This is a genomic window from Neobacillus niacini (genome assembly GCF_000759675.1).
Lineage (GTDB): Bacteria > Bacillota > Bacilli > Bacillales > Cytobacillaceae > Neobacillus > Neobacillus niacini_A.
In genome coordinates this window covers 300,290-320,616 of the sequence record NZ_BAWM01000018.1, presented here as the reverse complement: position 1 = coordinate 320,616, position 20,327 = coordinate 300,290, and the positions used below count along the sequence as shown (strand labels likewise).

Annotated in this window: 25 protein-coding genes; 22 read left to right on the top strand and 3 right to left on the bottom strand. The window is 37.6% G+C overall.

Annotated elements, in window-relative coordinates; all coding sequences use genetic code 11:
- Window positions 1-16 precede the first annotated feature (16 nt).
- The 7 genes from TR08_RS09825 to TR08_RS09795 all read left to right on the top strand — a co-directional run bounded on the left by TR08_RS09825 (window position 17) and on the right by TR08_RS09795 (window position 6,994).
- Entirely contained in the window at window positions 17-658 is a 642-nt protein-coding gene (locus TR08_RS09825; protein ID WP_045517816.1) for an O-methyltransferase, read from the top strand.
- A gap of 6 nt (window positions 659-664) precedes the next feature.
- Complete coding sequence (locus TR08_RS09820) at window positions 665-1,594, top strand: peptidase U32 family protein (protein ID WP_045517815.1); 930 nt, start codon at window positions 665-667, stop codon at window positions 1,592-1,594.
- Window positions 1,595-1,844: 250 nt separating this feature from the next.
- A complete protein-coding gene (locus tag TR08_RS09815; protein WP_045517813.1) occupies window positions 1,845-3,116 on the top strand; it encodes a peptidase U32 family protein in 1,272 nt (423 codons plus the stop codon).
- Window position 3,117: 1 nt separating this feature from the next.
- Complete coding sequence (udk, locus tag TR08_RS09810) at window positions 3,118-3,753, top strand: uridine kinase (RefSeq protein WP_045517811.1); 636 nt, start codon at window positions 3,118-3,120, stop codon at window positions 3,751-3,753.
- Between the two features lie 160 nt (window positions 3,754-3,913).
- Entirely contained in the window at window positions 3,914-4,390 is a 477-nt protein-coding gene (gene greA / locus TR08_RS09805) for a transcription elongation factor GreA (RefSeq protein ID WP_045517809.1), read from the top strand.
- 67 nt (window positions 4,391-4,457) lie between these two features.
- Window positions 4,458-6,224, top strand: coding sequence for a peptidoglycan D,D-transpeptidase FtsI family protein (locus TR08_RS09800; protein ID WP_045517807.1), 1,767 nt, complete (start codon window positions 4,458-4,460; stop codon window positions 6,222-6,224).
- A gap of 104 nt (window positions 6,225-6,328) precedes the next feature.
- Window positions 6,329-6,994 (top strand): YrrS family protein, encoded by a 666-nt coding sequence (locus tag TR08_RS09795; protein WP_045517805.1) that lies wholly within the window; start codon window positions 6,329-6,331, stop codon window positions 6,992-6,994.
- A gap of 24 nt (window positions 6,995-7,018) precedes the next feature.
- Here TR08_RS09795 and TR08_RS09790 read toward each other — a convergent pair whose 3' ends face one another.
- Complete coding sequence (locus TR08_RS09790; RefSeq protein ID WP_045517894.1) at window positions 7,019-7,225, bottom strand: DUF2536 family protein; 207 nt, start codon at window positions 7,223-7,225, stop codon at window positions 7,019-7,021.
- 151 nt (window positions 7,226-7,376) lie between these two features.
- Here TR08_RS09790 and TR08_RS09785 point away from each other — a divergent pair, with 151 nt between their 5' ends.
- From TR08_RS09785 to TR08_RS09755, 11 genes are all read left to right on the top strand, one after another.
- Window positions 7,377-8,015 (top strand): class I SAM-dependent DNA methyltransferase, encoded by a 639-nt coding sequence (locus tag TR08_RS09785; protein WP_045517803.1) that lies wholly within the window; start codon window positions 7,377-7,379, stop codon window positions 8,013-8,015.
- 15 nt (window positions 8,016-8,030) lie between these two features.
- Window positions 8,031-8,726, top strand: a complete 696-nt coding sequence (gene mtnN / locus TR08_RS09780) for a 5'-methylthioadenosine/S-adenosylhomocysteine nucleosidase (RefSeq protein WP_045517801.1) — start codon at window positions 8,031-8,033, stop codon at window positions 8,724-8,726.
- Window positions 8,727-8,750: 24 nt separating this feature from the next.
- Complete coding sequence (locus TR08_RS09775; RefSeq protein WP_045517800.1) at window positions 8,751-9,674, top strand: PLP-dependent cysteine synthase family protein; 924 nt, start codon at window positions 8,751-8,753, stop codon at window positions 9,672-9,674.
- A 2-nt stretch (window positions 9,675-9,676) separates the two neighbouring features.
- Window positions 9,677-10,810 (top strand): bifunctional cystathionine gamma-lyase/homocysteine desulfhydrase, encoded by a 1,134-nt coding sequence (locus tag TR08_RS09770; protein WP_045517799.1) that lies wholly within the window; start codon window positions 9,677-9,679, stop codon window positions 10,808-10,810.
- 134 nt (window positions 10,811-10,944) lie between these two features.
- Complete coding sequence (locus tag TR08_RS09765) at window positions 10,945-11,193, top strand: YrhC family protein (RefSeq protein WP_052427402.1); 249 nt, start codon at window positions 10,945-10,947, stop codon at window positions 11,191-11,193.
- A 418-nt stretch (window positions 11,194-11,611) separates the two neighbouring features.
- The gene (locus TR08_RS30930; RefSeq protein WP_081954422.1) at window positions 11,612-11,752 is read left to right on the top strand and encodes a YrzI family small protein; all 141 of its coding nucleotides are present in this window, start codon (window positions 11,612-11,614) and stop codon (window positions 11,750-11,752) included.
- Between the two features lie 24 nt (window positions 11,753-11,776).
- Window positions 11,777-11,917 (top strand): YrzI family small protein, encoded by a 141-nt coding sequence (locus tag TR08_RS30925; RefSeq protein WP_081954421.1) that lies wholly within the window; start codon window positions 11,777-11,779, stop codon window positions 11,915-11,917.
- A 31-nt stretch (window positions 11,918-11,948) separates the two neighbouring features.
- A complete protein-coding gene (locus TR08_RS30920) occupies window positions 11,949-12,089 on the top strand; it encodes a YrzI family small protein (protein ID WP_081954420.1) in 141 nt (46 codons plus the stop codon).
- Window positions 12,090-12,115: 26 nt separating this feature from the next.
- Window positions 12,116-12,256, top strand: a complete 141-nt coding sequence (locus TR08_RS30915; RefSeq protein ID WP_081954419.1) for a YrzI family small protein — start codon at window positions 12,116-12,118, stop codon at window positions 12,254-12,256.
- A 718-nt stretch (window positions 12,257-12,974) separates the two neighbouring features.
- Complete coding sequence (gene sigK, locus TR08_RS09760; RefSeq protein WP_045517798.1) at window positions 12,975-13,691, top strand: RNA polymerase sporulation sigma factor SigK; 717 nt, start codon at window positions 12,975-12,977, stop codon at window positions 13,689-13,691.
- Between the two features lie 123 nt (window positions 13,692-13,814).
- The gene (locus TR08_RS09755) at window positions 13,815-15,614 is read left to right on the top strand and encodes a M3 family oligoendopeptidase (protein ID WP_045517797.1); all 1,800 of its coding nucleotides are present in this window, start codon (window positions 13,815-13,817) and stop codon (window positions 15,612-15,614) included.
- Between the two features lie 159 nt (window positions 15,615-15,773).
- Here the strand turns inward: TR08_RS09755 and pssA are convergent, their stop codons facing one another.
- Window positions 15,774-16,313 (bottom strand): CDP-diacylglycerol--serine O-phosphatidyltransferase, encoded by a 540-nt coding sequence (gene pssA, locus TR08_RS09750; RefSeq protein ID WP_045517795.1) that lies wholly within the window; start codon window positions 16,311-16,313, stop codon window positions 15,774-15,776.
- Window positions 16,314-16,443: 130 nt separating this feature from the next.
- On the opposite strand from pssA, the gene TR08_RS09745 reads away from it, so the two are divergent.
- Window positions 16,444-17,241 (top strand): phosphatidylserine decarboxylase, encoded by a 798-nt coding sequence (locus TR08_RS09745; protein ID WP_045517794.1) that lies wholly within the window; start codon window positions 16,444-16,446, stop codon window positions 17,239-17,241.
- Window positions 17,242-17,301: 60 nt separating this feature from the next.
- Here TR08_RS09745 and TR08_RS09740 read toward each other — a convergent pair whose 3' ends face one another.
- Window positions 17,302-17,442, bottom strand: coding sequence for a sporulation histidine kinase inhibitor Sda (locus TR08_RS09740; protein WP_045517793.1), 141 nt, complete (start codon window positions 17,440-17,442; stop codon window positions 17,302-17,304).
- A 400-nt stretch (window positions 17,443-17,842) separates the two neighbouring features.
- Here TR08_RS09740 and TR08_RS09735 point away from each other — a divergent pair, with 400 nt between their 5' ends.
- The 3 genes from TR08_RS09735 to aroE are packed head-to-tail and all read left to right on the top strand — an operon-like array spanning window position 17,843 to window position 20,327.
- The gene (locus TR08_RS09735) at window positions 17,843-18,358 is read left to right on the top strand and encodes a YqeG family HAD IIIA-type phosphatase (RefSeq protein WP_045517792.1); all 516 of its coding nucleotides are present in this window, start codon (window positions 17,843-17,845) and stop codon (window positions 18,356-18,358) included.
- 30 nt (window positions 18,359-18,388) lie between these two features.
- Window positions 18,389-19,471: a ribosome biogenesis GTPase YqeH gene (gene yqeH / locus TR08_RS09730; protein ID WP_045517891.1), complete on the top strand. Its 1,083-nt coding sequence runs from the start codon at window positions 18,389-18,391 to the stop codon at window positions 19,469-19,471.
- 25 nt (window positions 19,472-19,496) lie between these two features.
- Window positions 19,497-20,327: a shikimate dehydrogenase gene (gene aroE, locus TR08_RS09725; RefSeq protein WP_045517784.1), complete on the top strand. Its 831-nt coding sequence runs from the start codon at window positions 19,497-19,499 to the stop codon at window positions 20,325-20,327.

The following is a 20,327-nucleotide window of genomic DNA, read 5'->3' as shown; positions in this document are numbered from 1 at the left end:
GGAAGGTGATGGCAGTTTGTTGAATGATAAACTGCATTCTTATATTGAGGAACTAATTCCAGGACGTGAACCGTTGTTTATCGAAATGGAAAACTATGCCAAAGAAAATAAAGTACCGATTATGGAGCTTGTGGGAATCGAAGCACTGCTTCAACTCTTAAGAATTCAAGATTCGAAAAAAATTCTTGAGGTAGGTACAGCAATTGGATATTCGGCATTACGAATGGCCGAAGCTCTGCCAAAAGCGTCCATTGTCACGATTGAAAGAGATTTAGAAAGAATTCAGGTTGCTGAAGAATATATGGGTCGTTCGAAGCATGGCGAACAGATTCTATTGATTAAGGGTGATGCACTCGAGGTTGAGGAACTTGTAAAAGGACAAGCCCCATACGATACCATTTTTGTTGACGCTGCAAAAGGTCAGTATAAAAAATTCTTTGAAATATATTCGAAATACTTAAAGTCAGATGGAATCATCATAACGGATAATGTTTTATTTAAAGGTCTCGTTACAGAATCAGAGATCGAATCGAAAAGGATTCGTAATCTTGTTAAAAAAATAGATGGTTTCAACCAATGGCTGATGAATCACCCTGATTATCACACTGTTATACTCCCTGTTGGAGATGGAATCGCAATTAGTAAAAAGAAGAGGTGAACAAAATTGAAAAAAACAGAATTACTAGTAACCCCATTATCCATCGATGATATTTTGCCATTAGCTGCTGCTGGTGCAGATGCATTTGTAATCGGAGAACAGAGATATGGATTACGCCTAGCGGGTGAATTTAACCGTGAACAAGTTAAACAAGCAATAGAATTAGCTCATTCACAGGGTAAAAAAGCCTATGTAGCAATCAATGCTATTTTTCATAATGAAAAAATAGATGAGTTAAGTGATTATATTAAATTTGTTGCTGAGGCTAATGCGGATGCAATGATCTTTGGTGACCCTGCAGTATTAATGACTGCTCGTGAAGTGGCACCAAATATGAAGCTTCATTGGAGTACGGAAACTCTAGGAACGAATTGGTTTTCATGTAATTATTGGGGTAAAAAAGGTGCGAAGAGAGCAGTACTTGCACGTGAAATCAATATGGATGCTATCGTGGAGATTAAAGAAAACGCTGAGGTCGAAATCGAGGTACAGGTCCATGGGATGAGCTGTATGTTCCAATCAAAACGTTCCCTTCTGGGTAACTATTATGAGTACCAAGGGAAAGTAATGGAAATCGAAAATCGTAAAATTGAAAAAAATATGTTTATACACGATAAAGAACGCGAAAATAAATATCCAATCTTTGAAGACGAGAATGGAACCCATATTATGAGTCCCAATGATATTTGTATCATTGACGAACTGCAGGAAATGCTTGAAGCCGGTGTAGATTCCTTTAAAATTGACGGAATCTTAAAGTCTTCTGAATATCTCATTACGGTAACAAAGGCCTATCGTGAAGCGATTGACTTATTTTTTGAGGACCCAGATTTATATGATGAAAAGAAAGATGAGCTTTTAGCAGCCATTGAGAAAGTTCAGCCAGCAAACCGTAAACTAGATACAGGTTTCTTTTTCAAGGAAACAGTTTATTAATATTAGGCTTTGTTAAAGAATAATGTTGTTTTTTGGCCACTTGTTGATTTTCGTTACAGGCACGAAGACTCCTGCGGGAGAAGCGAGACAGGCGAGACCCCGCAGACACGCAGTGTCGAGGAGGCTCGGCGGTCGCCCGCGGAAAGCGAAGTGCCTGGAACGGAAATCAACAACTAAGATTAACAGAGCCTAATATTAAAGCGGAAGCGCCTAGGTGCTGCAGTTAGACATAAATAAGGAGGAGTTCTTCATGAATACAGTTAAAGATAATATTTCTGAGATCATCGATGGAAAACGTGTGATTGTGAAAAAGCCAGAACTCCTTGCTCCAGCAGGAAATCTTGAAAAATTAAAAATTGCTGTACAATATGGGGCAGATGCCGTATTTATTGGCGGTCAGGAATATGGTTTACGTTCAAACGCTGATAACTTTACATTTGAAGAAATGAAGGAAGGCGTAGAATTTGCAAAAAAATATGGGGCAAAAATATACGTTACCACAAATATCTTTGCTCACAATGAGAATATTGATGGATTAGAGGACTATATCCTTGGTTTAAAAGAAACGGGGATAACAGGGATAATTGTTGCTGACCCATTAATTATTGAAACTTGCCGGAGGCTTGCTCCAGAAATAGAAATTCACATTAGTACGCAGCAATCCATTTCAAACTGGAAAACAGCTCAGTTCTGGAAAGAAAGTGGTGCAGAACGTGTGGTTTTAGCACGTGAGGCAAGTGGAGAAGAAATTAGGGAAATGAAAGAAAAGGTCGATGTTGAAATTGAGATCTTTATTCATGGTGCCATGTGTATTGCTTACTCTGGTCGTTGTACTCTAAGTAATCACATGACAGCAAGGGATTCTAACCGAGGAGGCTGCTGCCAGTCTTGCCGTTGGGATTATGATTTATATCAACTAGAGGGCAGCACAACAGAGGTTCCTCTTTACGGTGAGGATGACGCGCCATTTGCAATGAGCCCAAAGGATCTAAATCTCATTCAAGCCATTCCTCAAATGATTGAGCTGGGGATTGATAGCTTGAAAATCGAAGGTCGTATGAAGTCCATTCACTATATTGCGACCGTTGTAAGTGTATATAGAAAAGTAATTGATGCCTATTGTGCAGACCCCGATAACTTCGTGATTAAGCGTGAATGGTTAGAAGAGCTAGATAAATGTGCGAACCGTGAAACGGCACCAGCATTTTTTGAAGGTGTACCGGGGTATAAAGAGCAAATGTTTGGTAATCATAGCAACAAGACAAAGTTTGAATTTGTCGGTCTTGTGTTGGATTACAAAGAAGAAACGCAAATGGTTACCCTTCAACAACGAAACCACTTTAAACCGGGTCAGGAAGTTGAATTCTTCGGTCCGGAAATTCAAAACTTTACACATGTGATTGATAAAATTTGGGATGAAAAAGGTAATGAACTGGATGCTGCTAGACATCCGCTTCAAATTGTACAATTCAAATTGGACAAACCGGTTTACCCTAACAACATGATGCGAAAGGAGAACTAGGTTGATGCGCAAACCGGTTGTTATTGGTGTTGCCGGAGGTTCCGGTTCAGGAAAAACAAGTGTTACCAAGGCAATTTATGAAAGCTTTAAGGGTCATTCCATTACCATGATTCAACAGGATTATTATTATAAAGACCAAAGTGACTTACCCCTTGAGGAACGATTAAAGACGAACTATGACCATCCACTGGCTTTTGACAATGATTTGCTCATAGAACATATACAAAAGCTGTTACGTTACGAGCCTATCGAAAAACCAGTTTACGATTATTCGCTTCATACTCGTTCAAAAGAAATTATTGAAGTTGAACCGAAAGATGTTATTATTTTAGAAGGTATTCTTGTTCTTGAAGATGAACGATTGAGAAATTTGATGGACATCAAGTTATATGTTGATACAGACGCTGATATTCGAATTATAAGAAGGATGTCACGTGACATTAAAGAACGTGGTAGAACATTGGATTCTGTTATCGATCAATATACGAATGTTGTTCGTCCGATGCACAACCAATTTATTGAACCAACTAAGAGATATGCGGATGTCATTATCCCTGAAGGCGGTCAAAATCATGTGGCGATTGATTTAATGGTCACAAAAATTCAAACAATTCTTGAACAAAAGTCAATTTTATGAAACAATAGCGTAAGAAAAGATTAAAATGAATCCATATTGGATGAATACAAGTTGCGCGCCCTTCTAAAAGGACGCGCTCCTATGTATTTGTATGATACCTACATATCATTAACAAGCACAATCTATGGGGGATTGTGAAGACTAGAAGGAGTGAGAAGTTTTGGCGATAGAAAAAGTATTTCCAATGACACAGGCAGGTAAAGACAAACTGGTTCAAGAGCTTGAACATTTAAAATCTGTTAAACGTAAAGAAGTTGTAGAAAGAATTAAAATTGCAAGAAGTTTTGGGGATTTATCTGAAAACTCTGAATATGATTCCGCAAAAGAAGAACAAGCATTTGTAGAAGGTCGTATTACAACTCTAGAAAATATGATCCGTAACGCAAAAATTATTGAGGAAGGCGATATGGTTAGTGATTCTGTTATTTTAGGAAGATCAGTAACATTTGTTGAGCTTCCTGATGGTGATGAAGAAACGTATACAATCGTTGGAAGTGCAGAGGCGGATCCATTTGAAGGAAAAATTTCTAACGATTCCCCTATAGCTAAAAGCCTAATTGGCAAAAAAGTTGGCGATCAAGTATCTGTTCAAACACCAGGCGGTGAAATGAGCGTGCGTATCGTCTCTATTAAGTAATTGAATTTTTTTATCTTTATGTTTGAAATGGGAACACCTCGTCAAAACTTTTGACGAGGTGTTTTTTATGATACGTAAAAGAATTAAAGGATTACTCATCCTTTGCATAGTAGGCCTTCTGGTCCTTACAGCACGATTAATGCAAATCCAGCTAGTCCAAACAGAAACTTTTTCGAAGCACAATGTGAATTTATTGGAAGAAAGTGTACAACAAAGAACACAAGAATTAGTGATCGATAATGGTCGTGGTAATTTTCTTGACCGAAATGGAGATTTGCTTACGCATAAAAAAGTACCCGTTCTTGTACTCTTTCCTTTTTTGAAAAATATGACTTGGGATATTGAGGCTGTATCAACCATTTCTGGAATATCAGAAGAAAGCATAAACAAGGCTTTGAATGATGCAAAAAAACCGTTTGCTTATGGTGAACCTCAGCCTGTGGAATTAACCTCTTCACAAATGGAGAGAATTAACAAACTAGAGATTCCGGGTGTATTTGCGATTGAAAAGAAGTTTGAACGTGCAGAATTTCCTGCAGAGCAATTAATTGGGCTAACCGGAGAAAATGCGGAAGTATTAAAAAAGCGCTATCCGAATAAAGAGCTCTCTGAGAAAACACTAATTGGTGTTTCGGGTCTTGAAGAAAGCTTTGATGAATTTTTGCTTCCTGAAGGGAAATCAAAACTTGTCTATCATGTTGATGGTGACGGAGCCCCGTTATTTGGAATAAATGTAAAATATGTGGATCCTGCTAATCCGTTTTATCCCGTAAATGTTAGAACAACCATTGATAAAAGTTTACAACAAAAGGCTGAGGAGCTAGTGGACAAGCATGGAATTAATAAGGGCGGCTTAGTACTCCTCGATATAGAAAGCAATAGTGTCCTTGCGTCTGTTTCCCGTCCAGCTATCAACAAAAACGACCCCTTTAGTGGGTCTGGGATTACGAATCGAATGTTGAAACAAGAAATAATGGGATCTATTTTTAAAACAGTGGTTGCGGCTGCAGCCATTGATCAAAGTCTTGATGACCCAACCCGATTATTTAATTGCAGTATAAAAATTAATGGGGAGCCTGAAGTAAAATATAATTATGGTATGCTCTCATTTACTGATAGCTTTGCGAGAAGCTGTAACCGAACCTTCGGTGAACTGGCAAGGGAACTTCAAAAAACAGATAAAAACCTGTTGGAGGAATATGCTGAGAAACTTTCGTTAACCGGCACTGTAGGCTGGAAGGGTGAAGTTTATCATACCAATAATTTTAAACAGCTTGTCGATGAAGATAAAGGAAGAGTATTCTTAACAGAAGAGGCTAAAAAAGATCCAAACTATGCAGCAATGTCAGGGATTGGTCAGCATGAGGTTCGGGCAACCCCTTTAGCCGTTGCCAATATGATGGCCACAATCGCAAGAGGTGGGAAAAAAGAAATGGTTCGGAGTGCCTCAAAAATTGAGTATAAAAATGGTACTACAATGGTTAACTTTGAAAATCAAGCGTTATCTGGTGATATCATTTCGCCTTATACTGCTATGAAACTGCAAAAATTGTTAAGAGAGGTCGTTGTAAACCCAAACGGGACTGGAAAGTGGTTTCAAGACCTTCCATATGAGGTTGCTGGAAAATCAGGCACGGCGGAGACGGGAAAATACGAAAATGATAAGCAATTGCATAATAAATGGTTTGCGGGATATTTCCCCTATCAAAATCCCAAATACGCACTTGTCGTAGTAAATCTGGATGTTCTAGATTCAGAAGGCGGGGTTAACTTATTATTTACCGATATGGTTAAAATGTTATATGAAAATGACAAAGGATTACAAAAGGATTAACTTAAGGTTAAAATCCTTCAAGTTCTATTCAATTCATGTTAGAATGTTGACAGCCATATTAATTGTATAGCGGCGCTTCCGCTTGTTTATTTGGAGGGATTTTAATGAGTAACGATTTCCAATCTGGCTCACGTTCTGGTTATCGGGCAAAAAGAAAGAAAACAAACTTAATCTTAAATAGTCTTATTGTTATTGTGCTAGCACTCATTTTCTTTGTAGCCTACACTATTTTTTTATCGGGTGATGATAAAGCGTCTCCTAAAAAGGAAGATACAAAAACAGCGGCAAACCAATCCTCAGAAAAAGAGGATAAAAATACGGAAGATAAAGACGTAGTTGAGAAAACTGAGAAAGATAATGAAACAGAGGAAAGCACTAATGAAGAAAGTGAAGAAACCTCTGCACCTGAACAGGAAGATGAATCACAGGCAGTAGTGACCGAGGGGGATGGCTCTTCAAACATACAAAGAACGATTGAAAATCCTGCTTGGAAGCCTGTAGGTACAGTGCAAACGGGTGAACATACTCCAGTTTACGACAGCTCCTCTGTTGATTGGCAGGAAATGTTAAAGGCAATTTCTTATGCAACCGGGTTGGAAGAAAGCAATATGACTGTTTATTGGTTAGGCAGGGATAAAACATCTGGTAATGGCTCGTTTAGTACCGTTGCCTCTAAAGACAAACAGCAAAAATATAATGTTTACCTTGAATGGGTTGATGGCGCAGGCTGGAAGCCTGTAAAGGTTGAAGAGCTTTCTGTTATTGAATAGAAAAAATAGGATGGATTGTCCATCCTATTTTTTTCGTTTAAAGTGAACGACTGCAGTGAAGAATGTTTGACCCTTTTCGCTAACATACATTTGATGGGAGACTGAATGTACTCCTAATAGGATTGCTTTATTTTCCTCAATTTTTGCTTCGATTTTCTTTTCTAAAACTTTAAGGTCTGTTGCATCGAAAAATTCTACTTTATCCTCAATAAAATCAATTTGAAAATTCATCATTGTTATCATCCTTTCCCTATGTACATTCTAGTTATTTCAACCTTAGTAAGCAATGAGAAATTAAATAAGAGAGGAAAATATGATAACATGTTCACCAATAATTCATACTATACTTATAGGAATTGTGTATAATATGGAGGGTGACAGTATGGGAAGAGAATTTTTAGATGTTTTTGAACAATGGGCAGAATCATATGATGAAACGGTTTTGGGGCATAAAGGTGAATACAAAGAAGTGTTTTCGGGTTATAGACAAATATTAGAATCTGTCGTGAATCGTTCATATGGTCATGTTATAGAATTTGGAGTTGGTACTGGTAACTTAACAAAAAAGCTGATTGATAATGGTTTAAAAGTGACTGGAATTGAGCCATCCTCACCAATGAGGAAAATTGCAGAAGCTAAGCTTGGAAGCACTGTAAAAATTATTGATGGCGATTTTTTTCATTTTCCTGAAATAATAAGCGTTGATACATTTGTCAGTACTTATGCATTCCATCATCTTTCCGATTTGGAAAAGGCTGAAGCGATTACCAAATATGGAAAACTGCTTTCAAAAGGTGGTAGAATAGTGTTTGCGGATACGATGTTTGAATCAGAGGAAGATTATAATAATGCTATCGTAAAAGCAAAAGAAGAAGGCTTCCATAACCTGGCAAATGATTTGGAAACTGAATACTATACAACAATTCCAGTTATTAGAGCTATTTTAGAGAATAACGGTTTTATTGTTCTGTTTACGCGTTGCAATAGCTTTGTCTGGTTGATGGAAGGAGTAAAACAATAAGAGAGAGGTCTGAATATGAAAATTGCCATCATCGGAGCAATGGAAGAAGAAGTGAAGTTATTAAGGAATAATATTGCGGGGCAAACCCAAGAAACGATTGCAGGCTGCGAGTTTACATTTGGACAAATGCATGGTGCAGATGTGATTTTACTACGCTCTGGAATCGGAAAAGTAAATGCAGCGATGTCAACAACCATTCTGCTTGAAAAATATAAGCCTGATTGCATTATTAACACAGGATCTGCTGGGGGTTTCAATCCTGATTTAAATGTTGGAGACGCAGTTATATCAACAGAAGTTCGTCATCATGATGTGGATGTAACAGCCTTCGGATATGAGTATGGGCAGGTTCCACAGCTTCCAGCAGCTTTCTTAGCAGATGAAAAGTTAGTTAAAGTAGCGGAAAACGCTGCTAACGAACTAGATAAATTCCAAATTGTGAAAGGTTTAATCGTTACTGGGGATTCATTCATGGAAGATCCTGAGCGTGTTAAGTTTGTACAATCAAAGTTTGAAAAATTACAGGCTGTTGAGATGGAAGCTGCGGCAATTGCACAAGTGGCACATCGCTTCGGAGTTCCTTTCGTGATCATTCGCTCATTATCTGATATTGCCGGAAAGGAATCTGAAATTTCCTTTGATCAATTTATTGACAAAGCCGCTACCCATTCAGCTACTTTGGTAATGAAAATAGTAGCAGCTTTAGGGTAGCTAGCACGAAAGTGGTGGTGGGAAGTGAAAGTTTACAAAAATGTACATGAACTGATTGGTCACACACCAATGGTAGAAATTGCTCAGTTTGCACTGCCAAAAGGTGTTCGCATATTTGCGAAGCTGGAGTTCATGAATCCTGGGGGAAGTGTCAAAGATCGCCTTGGTCTTGAGCTAGTAAGAGAAGCTTTTGATAACGGAAAACTGCAGGAAGGTGGGACAATTATTGAACCGACTGCAGGAAATACAGGGATTGGTTTGGCACTTGCTGCTTTAAATAAAGGTATACAGGTTATTTTATGCGTACCTGAGAAATTCAGTATTGAAAAGCAAGAGCTAATGAAAGCCCTAGGTGCAAAAATCGTTCACACTCCCACTGAAGAAGGTATGAAGGGAGCAATAGCGAAAACGGAGGAACTTCTTAATGAAATCCCTGGTTCCTATTGTCCGCGACAATTTAGTAACCCTGCCAATCCCGAAACCTATTATAAAACACTAGGTCCGGAGATTTGGGAGCAATTGACTGGAAATATAGATATCTTTATTGCAGGGGCTGGAACAGGTGGGACCTTTATGGGAACGGCTCGATACTTGAAAGATCAAAATAAAGCTATCAAGACAGTAATTGTTGAACCTGAAGGCTCTATTTTAAATGGCGGGAAATCGGGTCCACATAAAACCGAAGGCATTGGTATGGAATTTATGCCTGAGTACATGGATCCAGCCTACTTTGATGCAATCTATACAATATCAGACAATAATGCTTTTAAAGTTGTTAAAGATTTAGCGCTGAAAGAAGGTCTGCTTGTGGGCAGTTCATCAGGGGCAGCCTTTCATGCAGCCCTTTTAGAAGCTGAATCTGCATCACCTAATACCAATATCGTCGTTATTTTCCCAGATGGAAGCGAGCGATATTTAAGCAAGAAGATTTTCGAAGGGGGGGTATAGAAATGAAAAGAAAAACCAAATTAATCCATGGTGGTATTAGCACTGACCCTGCAACGGGAGCAGTTTCTTTCCCTATATATCAAGTTAGTACCTATAAGCAAGAAGGTGTAGGTGGTCATAAAGGCTATGAATATTCAAGAACAGGAAATCCAACTCGATTTGCTCTTGAAGAGTTAATCAAAGACTTAGAAGGTGGAAAAGCAGGATTTGCCTTTGGTTCAGGAATGGCTGCCATGACAGCTGTTATGATGCTTTTTAACAGTGGAGACCATGTCATTCTTACAGATGATGTTTATGGCGGCTCTTTTCGTGTTATGACAAAAGTACTTAACCGTGTAGGAATAGATTCTACTTTTGTTGATACGAGCAATTTAGAGGCTATTAAAAGCGCAATCAAGCCAAATACAAAAGCAATTCATTTAGAAACTCCGACAAATCCACTATTAAAAATTACCGATATCGAGGAAGTGTCAAAGCTTGCTAAAGAACATGGTTTGTTAACCATTGTTGATAACACCTTCTCAACACCTTATTGGCAAAATCCAATTGAACTTGGTGCAGATATAGTTCTGCATAGCGCCACAAAATACCTAGGCGGTCATAGCGATGTTGTTGCGGGTTTAGCGGTTGTAAATAGCGAGAAGCTTGCTGAAGATCTCCATTTTGTCCAGAACTCTACTGGAGGGGTTTTGGGTCCGCAAGACTCTTGGCTGTTAATTAGGGGTATTAAGACATTAGGCATTCGAATGGAGGAAACAGAGTCCAATACACGTGATATCGTACAATTCTTACAAGGGCATCCCTCTGTTAGAAAAGTATTTTATCCAGGATTGGAGTCTCACCCAAATCATGCGATAGCAAAAAAACAAGTAAGAGGCTTTGGTGGTATGGTTTCCTTTGATGTTGGCAGTGCTGAAAACGCCGATAAACTTTTAAGTAAAATTCATTATTTTACTTTGGCTGAAAGTCTCGGAGCAGTTGAGAGTTTGATTTCAGTACCAGCAAGAATGACTCATGCTTCGATTCCAGCGGAACGACGAGCTGAGCTAGGGATTACGGAAGGTCTAGTTAGAATTTCAGTAGGGCTTGAAGATGTTGAAGACTTGATTGACGATTTAAAACAGGCACTAGAATAGAAAATAAAGTCTGGCCGATGTGCCGGACTATTTTTTTATAGTTCAACCTGTTTTTCTAAAATTTACATTCACATTTATGCTATTTTTTGTGTTAAAGTAGCTTAGTAGATTTTAAGAAAAGCAGGTGACCAACAGTGGACAAACAAACAAAAAATATTTATGAAAAAATGGTTGATTTTAAACAATTTGCTGTCGTATTACTCGCTGTCGGTGTATTTTTCTTTTTAGGTGTAATTATTCCATCAGACTCAAAAAGTGAGATGGATGTAAATATAATGATGATTTCCTCTATGTCCTTTTTAGCACTTTCGATCTTACTTTTTATTCAATCGAAGCAGTGCCAACTAAAACTTAAGGATATGGAAGACGGTAACAAGAGATAAGCGTTCCCTTCGGAACGCTTATTTTTTTTGAGTTGATACCCTTATCCAGGCAATTTAACTATTTTTTAAAAAAATTTCAAAAAATGGTTTACAAAGGGTATGTTGCTGGATATAATTACCGTAGTAAGTAAAAAATTCCGAAGGAGGTCGAAGAAGATGATGATGAAATTAAGAGTTGCTAACACTGGAATTGCTATTGGTATGACAACTGGATATTTGAATAATGTGCATTCGACCGACAGGAATGGATTGCTTAACTAATTTTTAGTTACCTAACATATCCATGCCGCAGGGAGAATGACGCCCTGCGGTATTTTTGTGCCTAAAAACAGGACCGCAGGGAGTATCTTCTTGCGGCCTTTTTGTGCCTGTGGAATGGATAAAATTAACAAAAATGGTTATAAAGGGAAGTGATAGTATGACGCTAAATATTTTATTTTTTTCGATTACATTTAATAAACGTGAAGAAAGTCTTCAACAAGCAGTTCGAAATGAAATGGTTGAAAAGCTGTATGAGCAAAACAAAGATCGCCAAAATTTCGTACATCATTTGATGTAATAAACATTCCAGGAGGTGATAGTTATGACCCTTAATATATTTTTTATCTCGATAACATTAAAAAGACGTGAAGAAAGTCTTCAACAAGCAGCTCGAAATGAAATGATTGAAAAACTTTATGAGCAAAACAAAGAACATCAAATGTCGATTTATCATTTACTATAAATTAACTCTTATAAAAAGGAAGTGTATTTAAATGACTCTAAATATTTTATTTTTTTCAATTACTGTTAAGAAACGTAAAGAAAGTCTGGAAGAAGCAATTCGAAATGAAATGGTTGAAAAGTTATATGATCAGCACAAAGACCGTCAAGTTACTGCGTATCATTTAATGTAATAAACCCTTTATGGGAGGTGATAGTCATGACCTTAAATATTTTATTCTTATCCATTACCATCAAAAAACGTGAGATGAGTATGGAAGAAGCAGCGCACCAAGAACAAATTAAGAAAATATATGAAGCAACAAAAGATCGTCAATTATCCGTTCATCGCATTATGTAGTAAGGTTTAACCATAATAAATAAAGAAAGGCGGGTTTACAATGATATATTTGGTACAAAAACGTGGAGCAAGCTTATGGAGTATGAAAGATTCCACTTAGTTAGCCTGTACAAGGAGGTAGCTAAAAATGCCGGTGCATAACTTTTTATTATTTCTTTTCATAAAGACAAAAAAGAAAATTCAAAAATGATATCATAAATAACAATATATGATAATAGAAGTAAATGTTTGTTAACAGAATGTTCATAATCCCTTAAGTTAGATACTGTGAAAATGTGATAAATTCGAAGTAGATTAAAGGATCTATCATAAGGGGTGGGGAGCATGTTCATGGTCGTGATGGCTTTGGTCATAACTGGGGCGATTGGCTGTGTAATAACAGCAGAGCTAAGCGTAGAATAATGAAAAAGCATTGATCTTTAATAGGTCAATGCTTTTTTTATGTGTGTGATGAAAGGCTTTTTAGGCTCTGTTAATCTTAGTTGTTGATTTCCGTTCCAGGCACTTCGCTTTCCGCAGGCGACCGCCGAGCCTGTCTCGCTTCTCCCGCAGGAGTCTTCGTGCCTTCCACTCCAATCAACGAGTGGCCAAAAAACAACATTATTCTTTAACAAAGCCTATTTTTAAATAAAATGTCTTGGACAGACACAATCACACTGTTTCTAACATAGGAATTAGTTATAGGCAAAGCCCTAAAAAAGCACGGGGGTGGATGTGCATGGCAGGGATTTTCACAGCACTTGGTTATCTAATTAAGGAATTTTTATTTCTTGTCTCTTATGTAAAAAACAATGCTTTTCCGCAGCCCCTATCTGCTGCAGATGAAAGGAAATACTTACGGTTAATGGCGGAAGGGGACTCGCATGCTCGTAATATGTTGATTGAACATAATTTACGGCTTGTAGCTCATATTGTAAAAAAGTTTGAAAATACTGGGGAAGATTCAGAAGATTTAATTTCAATAGGAACGATTGGTTTAATAAAAGCAATTGAGAGCTATTCAGAGGGAAAAGGAACAAAGCTTGCTACTTATGCTGCCCGTTGTATAGAAAACGAGATTCTCATGCATTTGAGGGCTCTAAAGAAGACAAAAAAGGATGTCTCATTGCATGACCCGATTGGACAGGATAAAGAAGGCAATGAAATCTCGCTTATCGATGTACTTAAATCGGAATCAGAAGATGTGATCGATACCATCCAGTTAAACATGGAGCTCGAAAAAATCCGGAAATATATTGATGTCCTTGACGACCGAGAAAAGGAAGTGATTGTTGGCCGTTTCGGTCTTGACCTTCAAAAAGAAAAGACCCAGCGTGAAATTGCAAAAGAATTGGGTATTTCACGAAGCTATGTTTCTAGGATTGAAAAACGAGCACTAATGAAAATGTTTCATGAATTTTATCGTGCTGAAAAAGAACGGAAGAAAAAGAACTAAGAAACAGAGCCGGACCTTTTCCGTCTCTGTTTTTTATAGCTATTTTTATGTGAAACTTGAATAATAGAATTTTTCAAAAAAAAAAATTATAATGAAAAGGTACATAAATAAGGGGGGAACATTATGAAAGCTGCTACATATTCAGATGTTTGGAATCTTGAAGTGTTTTTCAAAGGTGGAAGCGATTCAGTTGAACTAGCGGACCACTTAAAGGATACGAAGGAATTAGTTGAGATTTTCGAAACAAAAGTAAACAATTGGACTCCACTTAATACAGCTCAGGATAAGGTTTATTTAAAGGAATTGCTGACAGATTTTGAAACAGCGGGTAAAAAGCTTCGCCAAGCAGGGGCATTTGTAGGCTGCCTGCAGGCGCAAAATACAGAGGATAAAAAAGCTTATGCACTTGAGGCAACTGTGACTGGGCTTAGTGCCACTTTTCAATCTGCGCTAAGTGCATTTGACAACCTGCTATCATCCATCAATGACGATGTATGGGCTCAAGTGTTAGAAGATGATTATCTGGTAGAGTTGACCTTTTCGCTAACTGAAAGGCGTGAACGGGCAAAAGATAAACTTTCGATACAAGAAGAAGCTCTAATTAGTGCATTAGGCGTTGATGGGTATCACAGTTGGGGACAATTGTATGATCTCATTGTAAGTAAAATAAAGGTTCCTGTTGAGGAAAATGGTGAGGTAAATCAACTTTCAGTTGGTCAGGCTTCCAATAGATTTTCGAGCTCTGACAGGGAAGTACGTAAAGAAGTTTTTAAAAGCTGGGAAAAGTCTTGGAATGAGCAGGCTGATTATTTATCGAAAACATTAAATCATCTATCAGGTTTCCGTTTAAATGTTTATAAAAAACGAGGCTGGGAAGATGTATTAAAAGAACCATTAAGTATTAACCGAATGAAAAAAGAAACATTAGAAACAATGTGGGCAGTTATTTCTGAAAATAAACAGCCACTCGTAGAATATATGAACCGTAAAGCTAAACTCTTAGGTCTTGAAAAATTAAGCTGGTTCGATTTAGATGCTCCCTATGGAAAAACAGAGTCAAAGGTTTCTTATCAAGAAGGTGCTGAATTTATTGAACAAAATTTTGCCCTTTTTGGTGAAAAGATGTCTTCTTTTGCAAAGATGGCATTTGAAAACCAATGGATTGAAGCTGAGGACCGTCCTGGAAAAGCACCGGGTGGTTTCTGTACTGGATTCCCGGAAAGTGAAGAATCTCGTATTTTCATGACTTATTCCGGAACTCCTTCCAATGTTTCTACACTTGCTCATGAGCTAGGTCATGGTTTTCATTCCTATGCGATGAGAGGAGTACATTATCTCAATCGCGGGTATGCCATGAATGTAGCTGAAACCGCATCGACCTTTGCAGAAATGATTGTTGCAGACGCAGCAGTAAAAAATGCTAAGGGCGAAGAAGAAAAGCTCACACTACTGGATGATAAAATCCAAAGAACGGTTGCTCTTTTAATGAACATCCATGCTCGCTTTCTGTTCGAGACTCGTTTTTATGAGGCAAGAAAGCTCGGTCCAGTGTCCGTTGAAACCTTAAACGAATTGATGGAAGAAGCTCAGAAGGAAGCCTATTGTGAGGCTTTGGACGACTATCATCCATTATTCTGGGCATCCAAGCTTCATTTCTTTATCACTGGCGTGCCATTTTATAACTTCCCATATACATTTGGTTACTTGTTCTCACTTGGAATATACGCACAGGCACTTGAGGAAGGTGCAGGATACGAAGAAAAATATATTGCCTTATTAAGAGATACCGCTTCCATGACCGTCGAGGATTTGGCAGCTAAGCATTTACAAGTGGACTTAGTTCAAAAAGATTTCTGGGAAAAAGCTGTAAGAATCTGTATCGATGATATTGATGAATTCCTTCAATTAACCGAAAATAAATAACAATAAAGCCCAGCTCTTTAGCTGGGCTTTGCTTGTCTAGCTCCAGCGCCTAGGGGCTCGGGGTCATAAGCCAATCCGTCAAGAAGGTTAAAGAACAACCTTCTCGCCGGCTCGTCTTATGCCCGTCGCCCCTGAACAAGGCGCTTCCGCTTTTCTTCGTTACATTTTCTTAAGTTTAAATGGGCTAACCATTAGAAATGATAGTATGATGATAATGAATAAGAAGGTCTGAGCTGGGACGTATGGAATAGCTAAAAAGCTTAAGGTTGCTAAGCAGCCAGCTGCTGTAATCGGTAAGCCTGTAAAATACCCGTTACTTTCGGTAATATTAAAGCGAGCCAATCTAAAAGCACCACAACCGATATAGAAGACGGTAAAGAAGGATCCAGGTCCACCATATTCATTTAAAATTCCTTGATATAGTAATAGTGCAGGCGCGACTCCAAATGATATAATATCACTCATGGAATCTAATTGTTTGCCTAGCTCTGACTCGATATTAAATTTTCTTGCAGCCATACCATCAAATCGATCAGCTAAAGCTGCAATAAAAATTAATAGCAAGCTTAATCGTAAATTTCCTTCCATGGCAAAAATAATCGCAAAACCACCAAAAGATAAATTTGTTAAAGTAATGACATTTGCAGTTTGGGACTTAAGTTTCTTAATTGTAGAATCAAAAACGTCTAATAAAAACATCTTAGCTCCACCACTCCTTTTCAACAAGCCGGAAGAGAACTTTATTATTTTGGTTAATCTATTGTATTTAATTCTAAGCTTTTTAAACAGTTTCGTAAAGAGTATTTTTACACTTTTTGGGGGTCATGTAATGTTAAAGCAAGTATATCGTTTAATGATAGAGCTAACAAATGGGAAATGGACATCAGTCATTTTACAGCGATTTGCACGCTCACGGATCAGCAGATTTGTTGTTCCTTCGTTCGCGAAAATTTATGAACTAAATCAGGATGAAATGGAAAAAACCTTACATGAGTATCCTACACTACACGATTTATTTATCAGGACTCTAAAAAAAGAAGTGAGAATCGTTGATAAAAATAATGACTCGGTTGTTAGCCCAGTAGATGCCGTGATCGAGGATGTCGGGTCCATTAATCAAACAAGCGAAATGGTTGTCAAGGGTAAGTCTTATTCTATACAAGAAATGTTAGGAAATCAGGAGACAGCAACAAGGTATTTAAATGGTACATATATGGTGCTCTATTTAAGCCCGAGTCATTACCATCGAATTCATAGTCCTATAACGGGTACCATTGTGAAACAGTGGACGCTCGGTTCAAAATCATATCCTGTAAATAAAATGGGTTTAAAATATGGTGTTAGAACTTTAGCAAAAAACTATCGAATGATTACAGAAGTGAATACAGCAAGTGGGCATATTGCTATTGTGAAAGTGGGAGCCATGTTTGTAAACTCCATTGAAAAAACTCATAAAGGAATGACGCTTCAAAAAGGAGAGGAAATGGCCTACTTTAGTTTCGGTTCCACGATCGTATTGTTGTTCGAAAAAGGAATTTTTCAGCTAGATCCTTCTATTCATACACCAAAGGATATTAGAATTGGCGAAAAAATCGGAGTCATGGTAAAGGAAAATGGCGGCGTTTGATTAGTGCCGTTCCTTTTTGCAAAAAAGAAAAAGCCCTCTAGGGGCGTATGGGTAATCATCTTAAGAAGAAATTTTCATTTTGTTAAATAAGGAACGACGATGAATTTCTGTTTCGATAAGATGAATAAACTCAGGACTTAGATTTAATTCTCTTGCTTTATAGTAGGATTCGATTAATAATTCATCTGACAGTTTACGCAAGCCAGAATGCACCTCCATAAGAAAAATAAATGGTACTAAATTGAATAAATCAAGCATAAATTGGTAGGTTCAATTAGTGTACCCTAAATCTACCAAATTAACTTGGATAGGACAACCTTTCCAATTATTCACAATTAGCAGTGGATAACTTGTGATTAATTTGTTTATAAAGTATATAAAAGTGACTGAAACAAAGGGTATATTGTTAATAACTTTATCCACAGGAGTGTAAAAGCTGATATTTTGTCGAAAAATATTTTTTATTTCGTCTTTACAGCAAAAATGTTTGAGTTTGACAAATAATAAAACATAACAGCTATAATAGTTATATTTTGATACAACTGGCAAAATTGGTTATGATGGTACAGATAAACAGATGAATTAATGAGGTGTAAGCTTAGTGTTAAAGATATTTCTACCTGATGAGCATGTAAAAAGCATATTAGATATTCGTCCTGAAGACTTGAAAAAAAGAGGGATTAAGGGAATTATTACTGATTTGGATAATACGCTTGTGGAATGGGATCGTCCGAATGCCACGCCTGAGCTCATAAAATGGTTTGAACAAGTAAAAAAACACAATATACTCGTTACAATTGTTTCTAATAATAATGAAAGCCGTGTGAAGGAATTCTCGGATCCATTACAAATTCCGTTTATATTTCAAGCACGTAAACCGATGGTGCGCGCGTTTAATAAGGCTCTTTCCCAAATGGGAATCAAGAAGGAAGAAGCTGTTGTCATTGGTGATCAATTATTAACAGACGTTTTAGGTGGGAATCGTAGCGGATTTCATACGATTCTTGTTGTCCCTGTAACGCAAACAGATGGGTTTTTTACTAAATTTAACCGCTTTGCGGAACGTAGAATTTTGAACTGGTTCAGGAAAAAAGGCATGATTCAATGGGAGGATTAAAGTGTGAGTGAACAAGAGCAATATTTATGTATGGGCTGCGGGGTTAAGGTCCAAACTGAAAACCCTGCGGAATTAGGATATGCACCGGAATCAGCACTCGAAAAGGATAGTATTATTTGTCAGCGCTGTTTTCGTCTCAAACATTACAATGAGGTCCAGGATGTAAGTTTAACCGATGATGACTTCTTAAAAATTTTGAATGGCATTGGTCAGACGGATGCATTGATCGTGATGATTGTTGATATTTTTGACTTTAATGGAAGCTGGCTGCCAGGATTACACCGATTTGTAGGAAATAACAAAATAGTCCTTGTGGGTAATAAGGTGGACCTATTGCCAAAATCGGTGAAACATAACAAATTGATTAATTGGATGAAACAAGAATCAAAAGAGCTAGGGCTAAGACCTGAGGAGGTATTCTTAGTCAGTGCAGAAAAAGGAAAGTTCATCAAAGAAACGGCCGCTGCCATTGATGAATTGCGAAATGGAAAAGATGTCTATGTGGTAGGATGTACAAATGTAGGGAAATCTACATTTATAAATAGAATTATTAAAGAGGTTACTGGAGAAGGGGATATTATTACAACATCACATTTTCCTGGAACCACTTTGGATATCATAAAAATTCCGCTTGAGGATGGCAAAGCGCTGATTGATTCACCAGGAATTATCAATCATCATCAAATGGCACACTTTGTAGATAAGAAGGATCTTAAAGTTATTACTCCGAAAAAGGAAATAAAGCCTAAAGTATTTCAATTAAATGAGGGTCAAACCCTATTTTTTGGAGGACTAGCGAGATTCGATTATATTAGCGGGGGCAGAAATTCGTTTGTCTGCCATGTTTCAAATGAAATAAACATTCATCGAACAAAAACAGAAAATGCAGATGAATTATATCAAAATCATCTTGGGGAAATGCTTGCCCCGCCTCGAAAAGATGAATTAGGAACATTTCCTGAGCTAGTAAAACAAGAATTTACGATTAAGGATGCTAAAACAGATGTGGTGTTTTCTGGACTTGGCTGGATAACCGTCAATGAGCCGGGAGTAAAGATAGCTGCATATGTGCCCAAGGGTGTACAAACCTTGACGCGAAAATCTTTAATCTAAAGAACAAGGAAATGGGGGGGAACTGGTGAAGAAACTTTTTGCGGTTTTGGGGTATCCAATTGGTCACTCAATGTCACCGATCATGCTTAATGATGTATTATCATATTATGAAATCGACGCTCATTATCATCCCTTTAAAGTAAGTCCAGACGAATTAGAAACCGCTATTAGAGGGTTAAAGGCAATTGGAATATCAGGGTTTAATGTGACAATACCACATAAAAGTGCGATTATTCCTTTTTTAGATGGTGTCGATGATTTGGCATTGAGTATTGGTGCAGTAAATACTGTGGTAAATGATAATGGAAAATTTATCGGCTATAATACGGATGGATATGGATTTATTAAAGGGCTAAATCCTTATATCTCATCCTTTTCTGACAAGAAAGTGTTAGTCATAGGGGCAGGAGGGGCTGCAAGAGCCATTTATTTTACGATGGCGAAAATGAAGCCTTTTGCATTAGATATTACGAATCGAACGGTCACAAAAGCCGAAGAGTTAATTGAGGCGTGTCCATTTGAAACACGCTCTAAAGCTTTATCGCTGGAAGACGCAGCTAATCATTTGAATGAATATGATGTGGTTATTCAGACAACGATGATAGGAATGTACCCAAATATTTCGGAAACACCCATTAGTCTGAGAAATTTAAATCCCCAATCTCTAGTATGTGATATAATTTACAACCCATTAGATACAAAATTCTTAATAGAAGCAAGACAAAAGGGAGCAACTGTTCAAAATGGAGTTGAAATGTTCGTTTATCAAGGGGCGCTTGCCTTTGAAAAATGGACAGGAATATTCCCGGATGTAAAAAGAATGAGAGAAAATGTATTACGATTCTTGGAGGCGTGA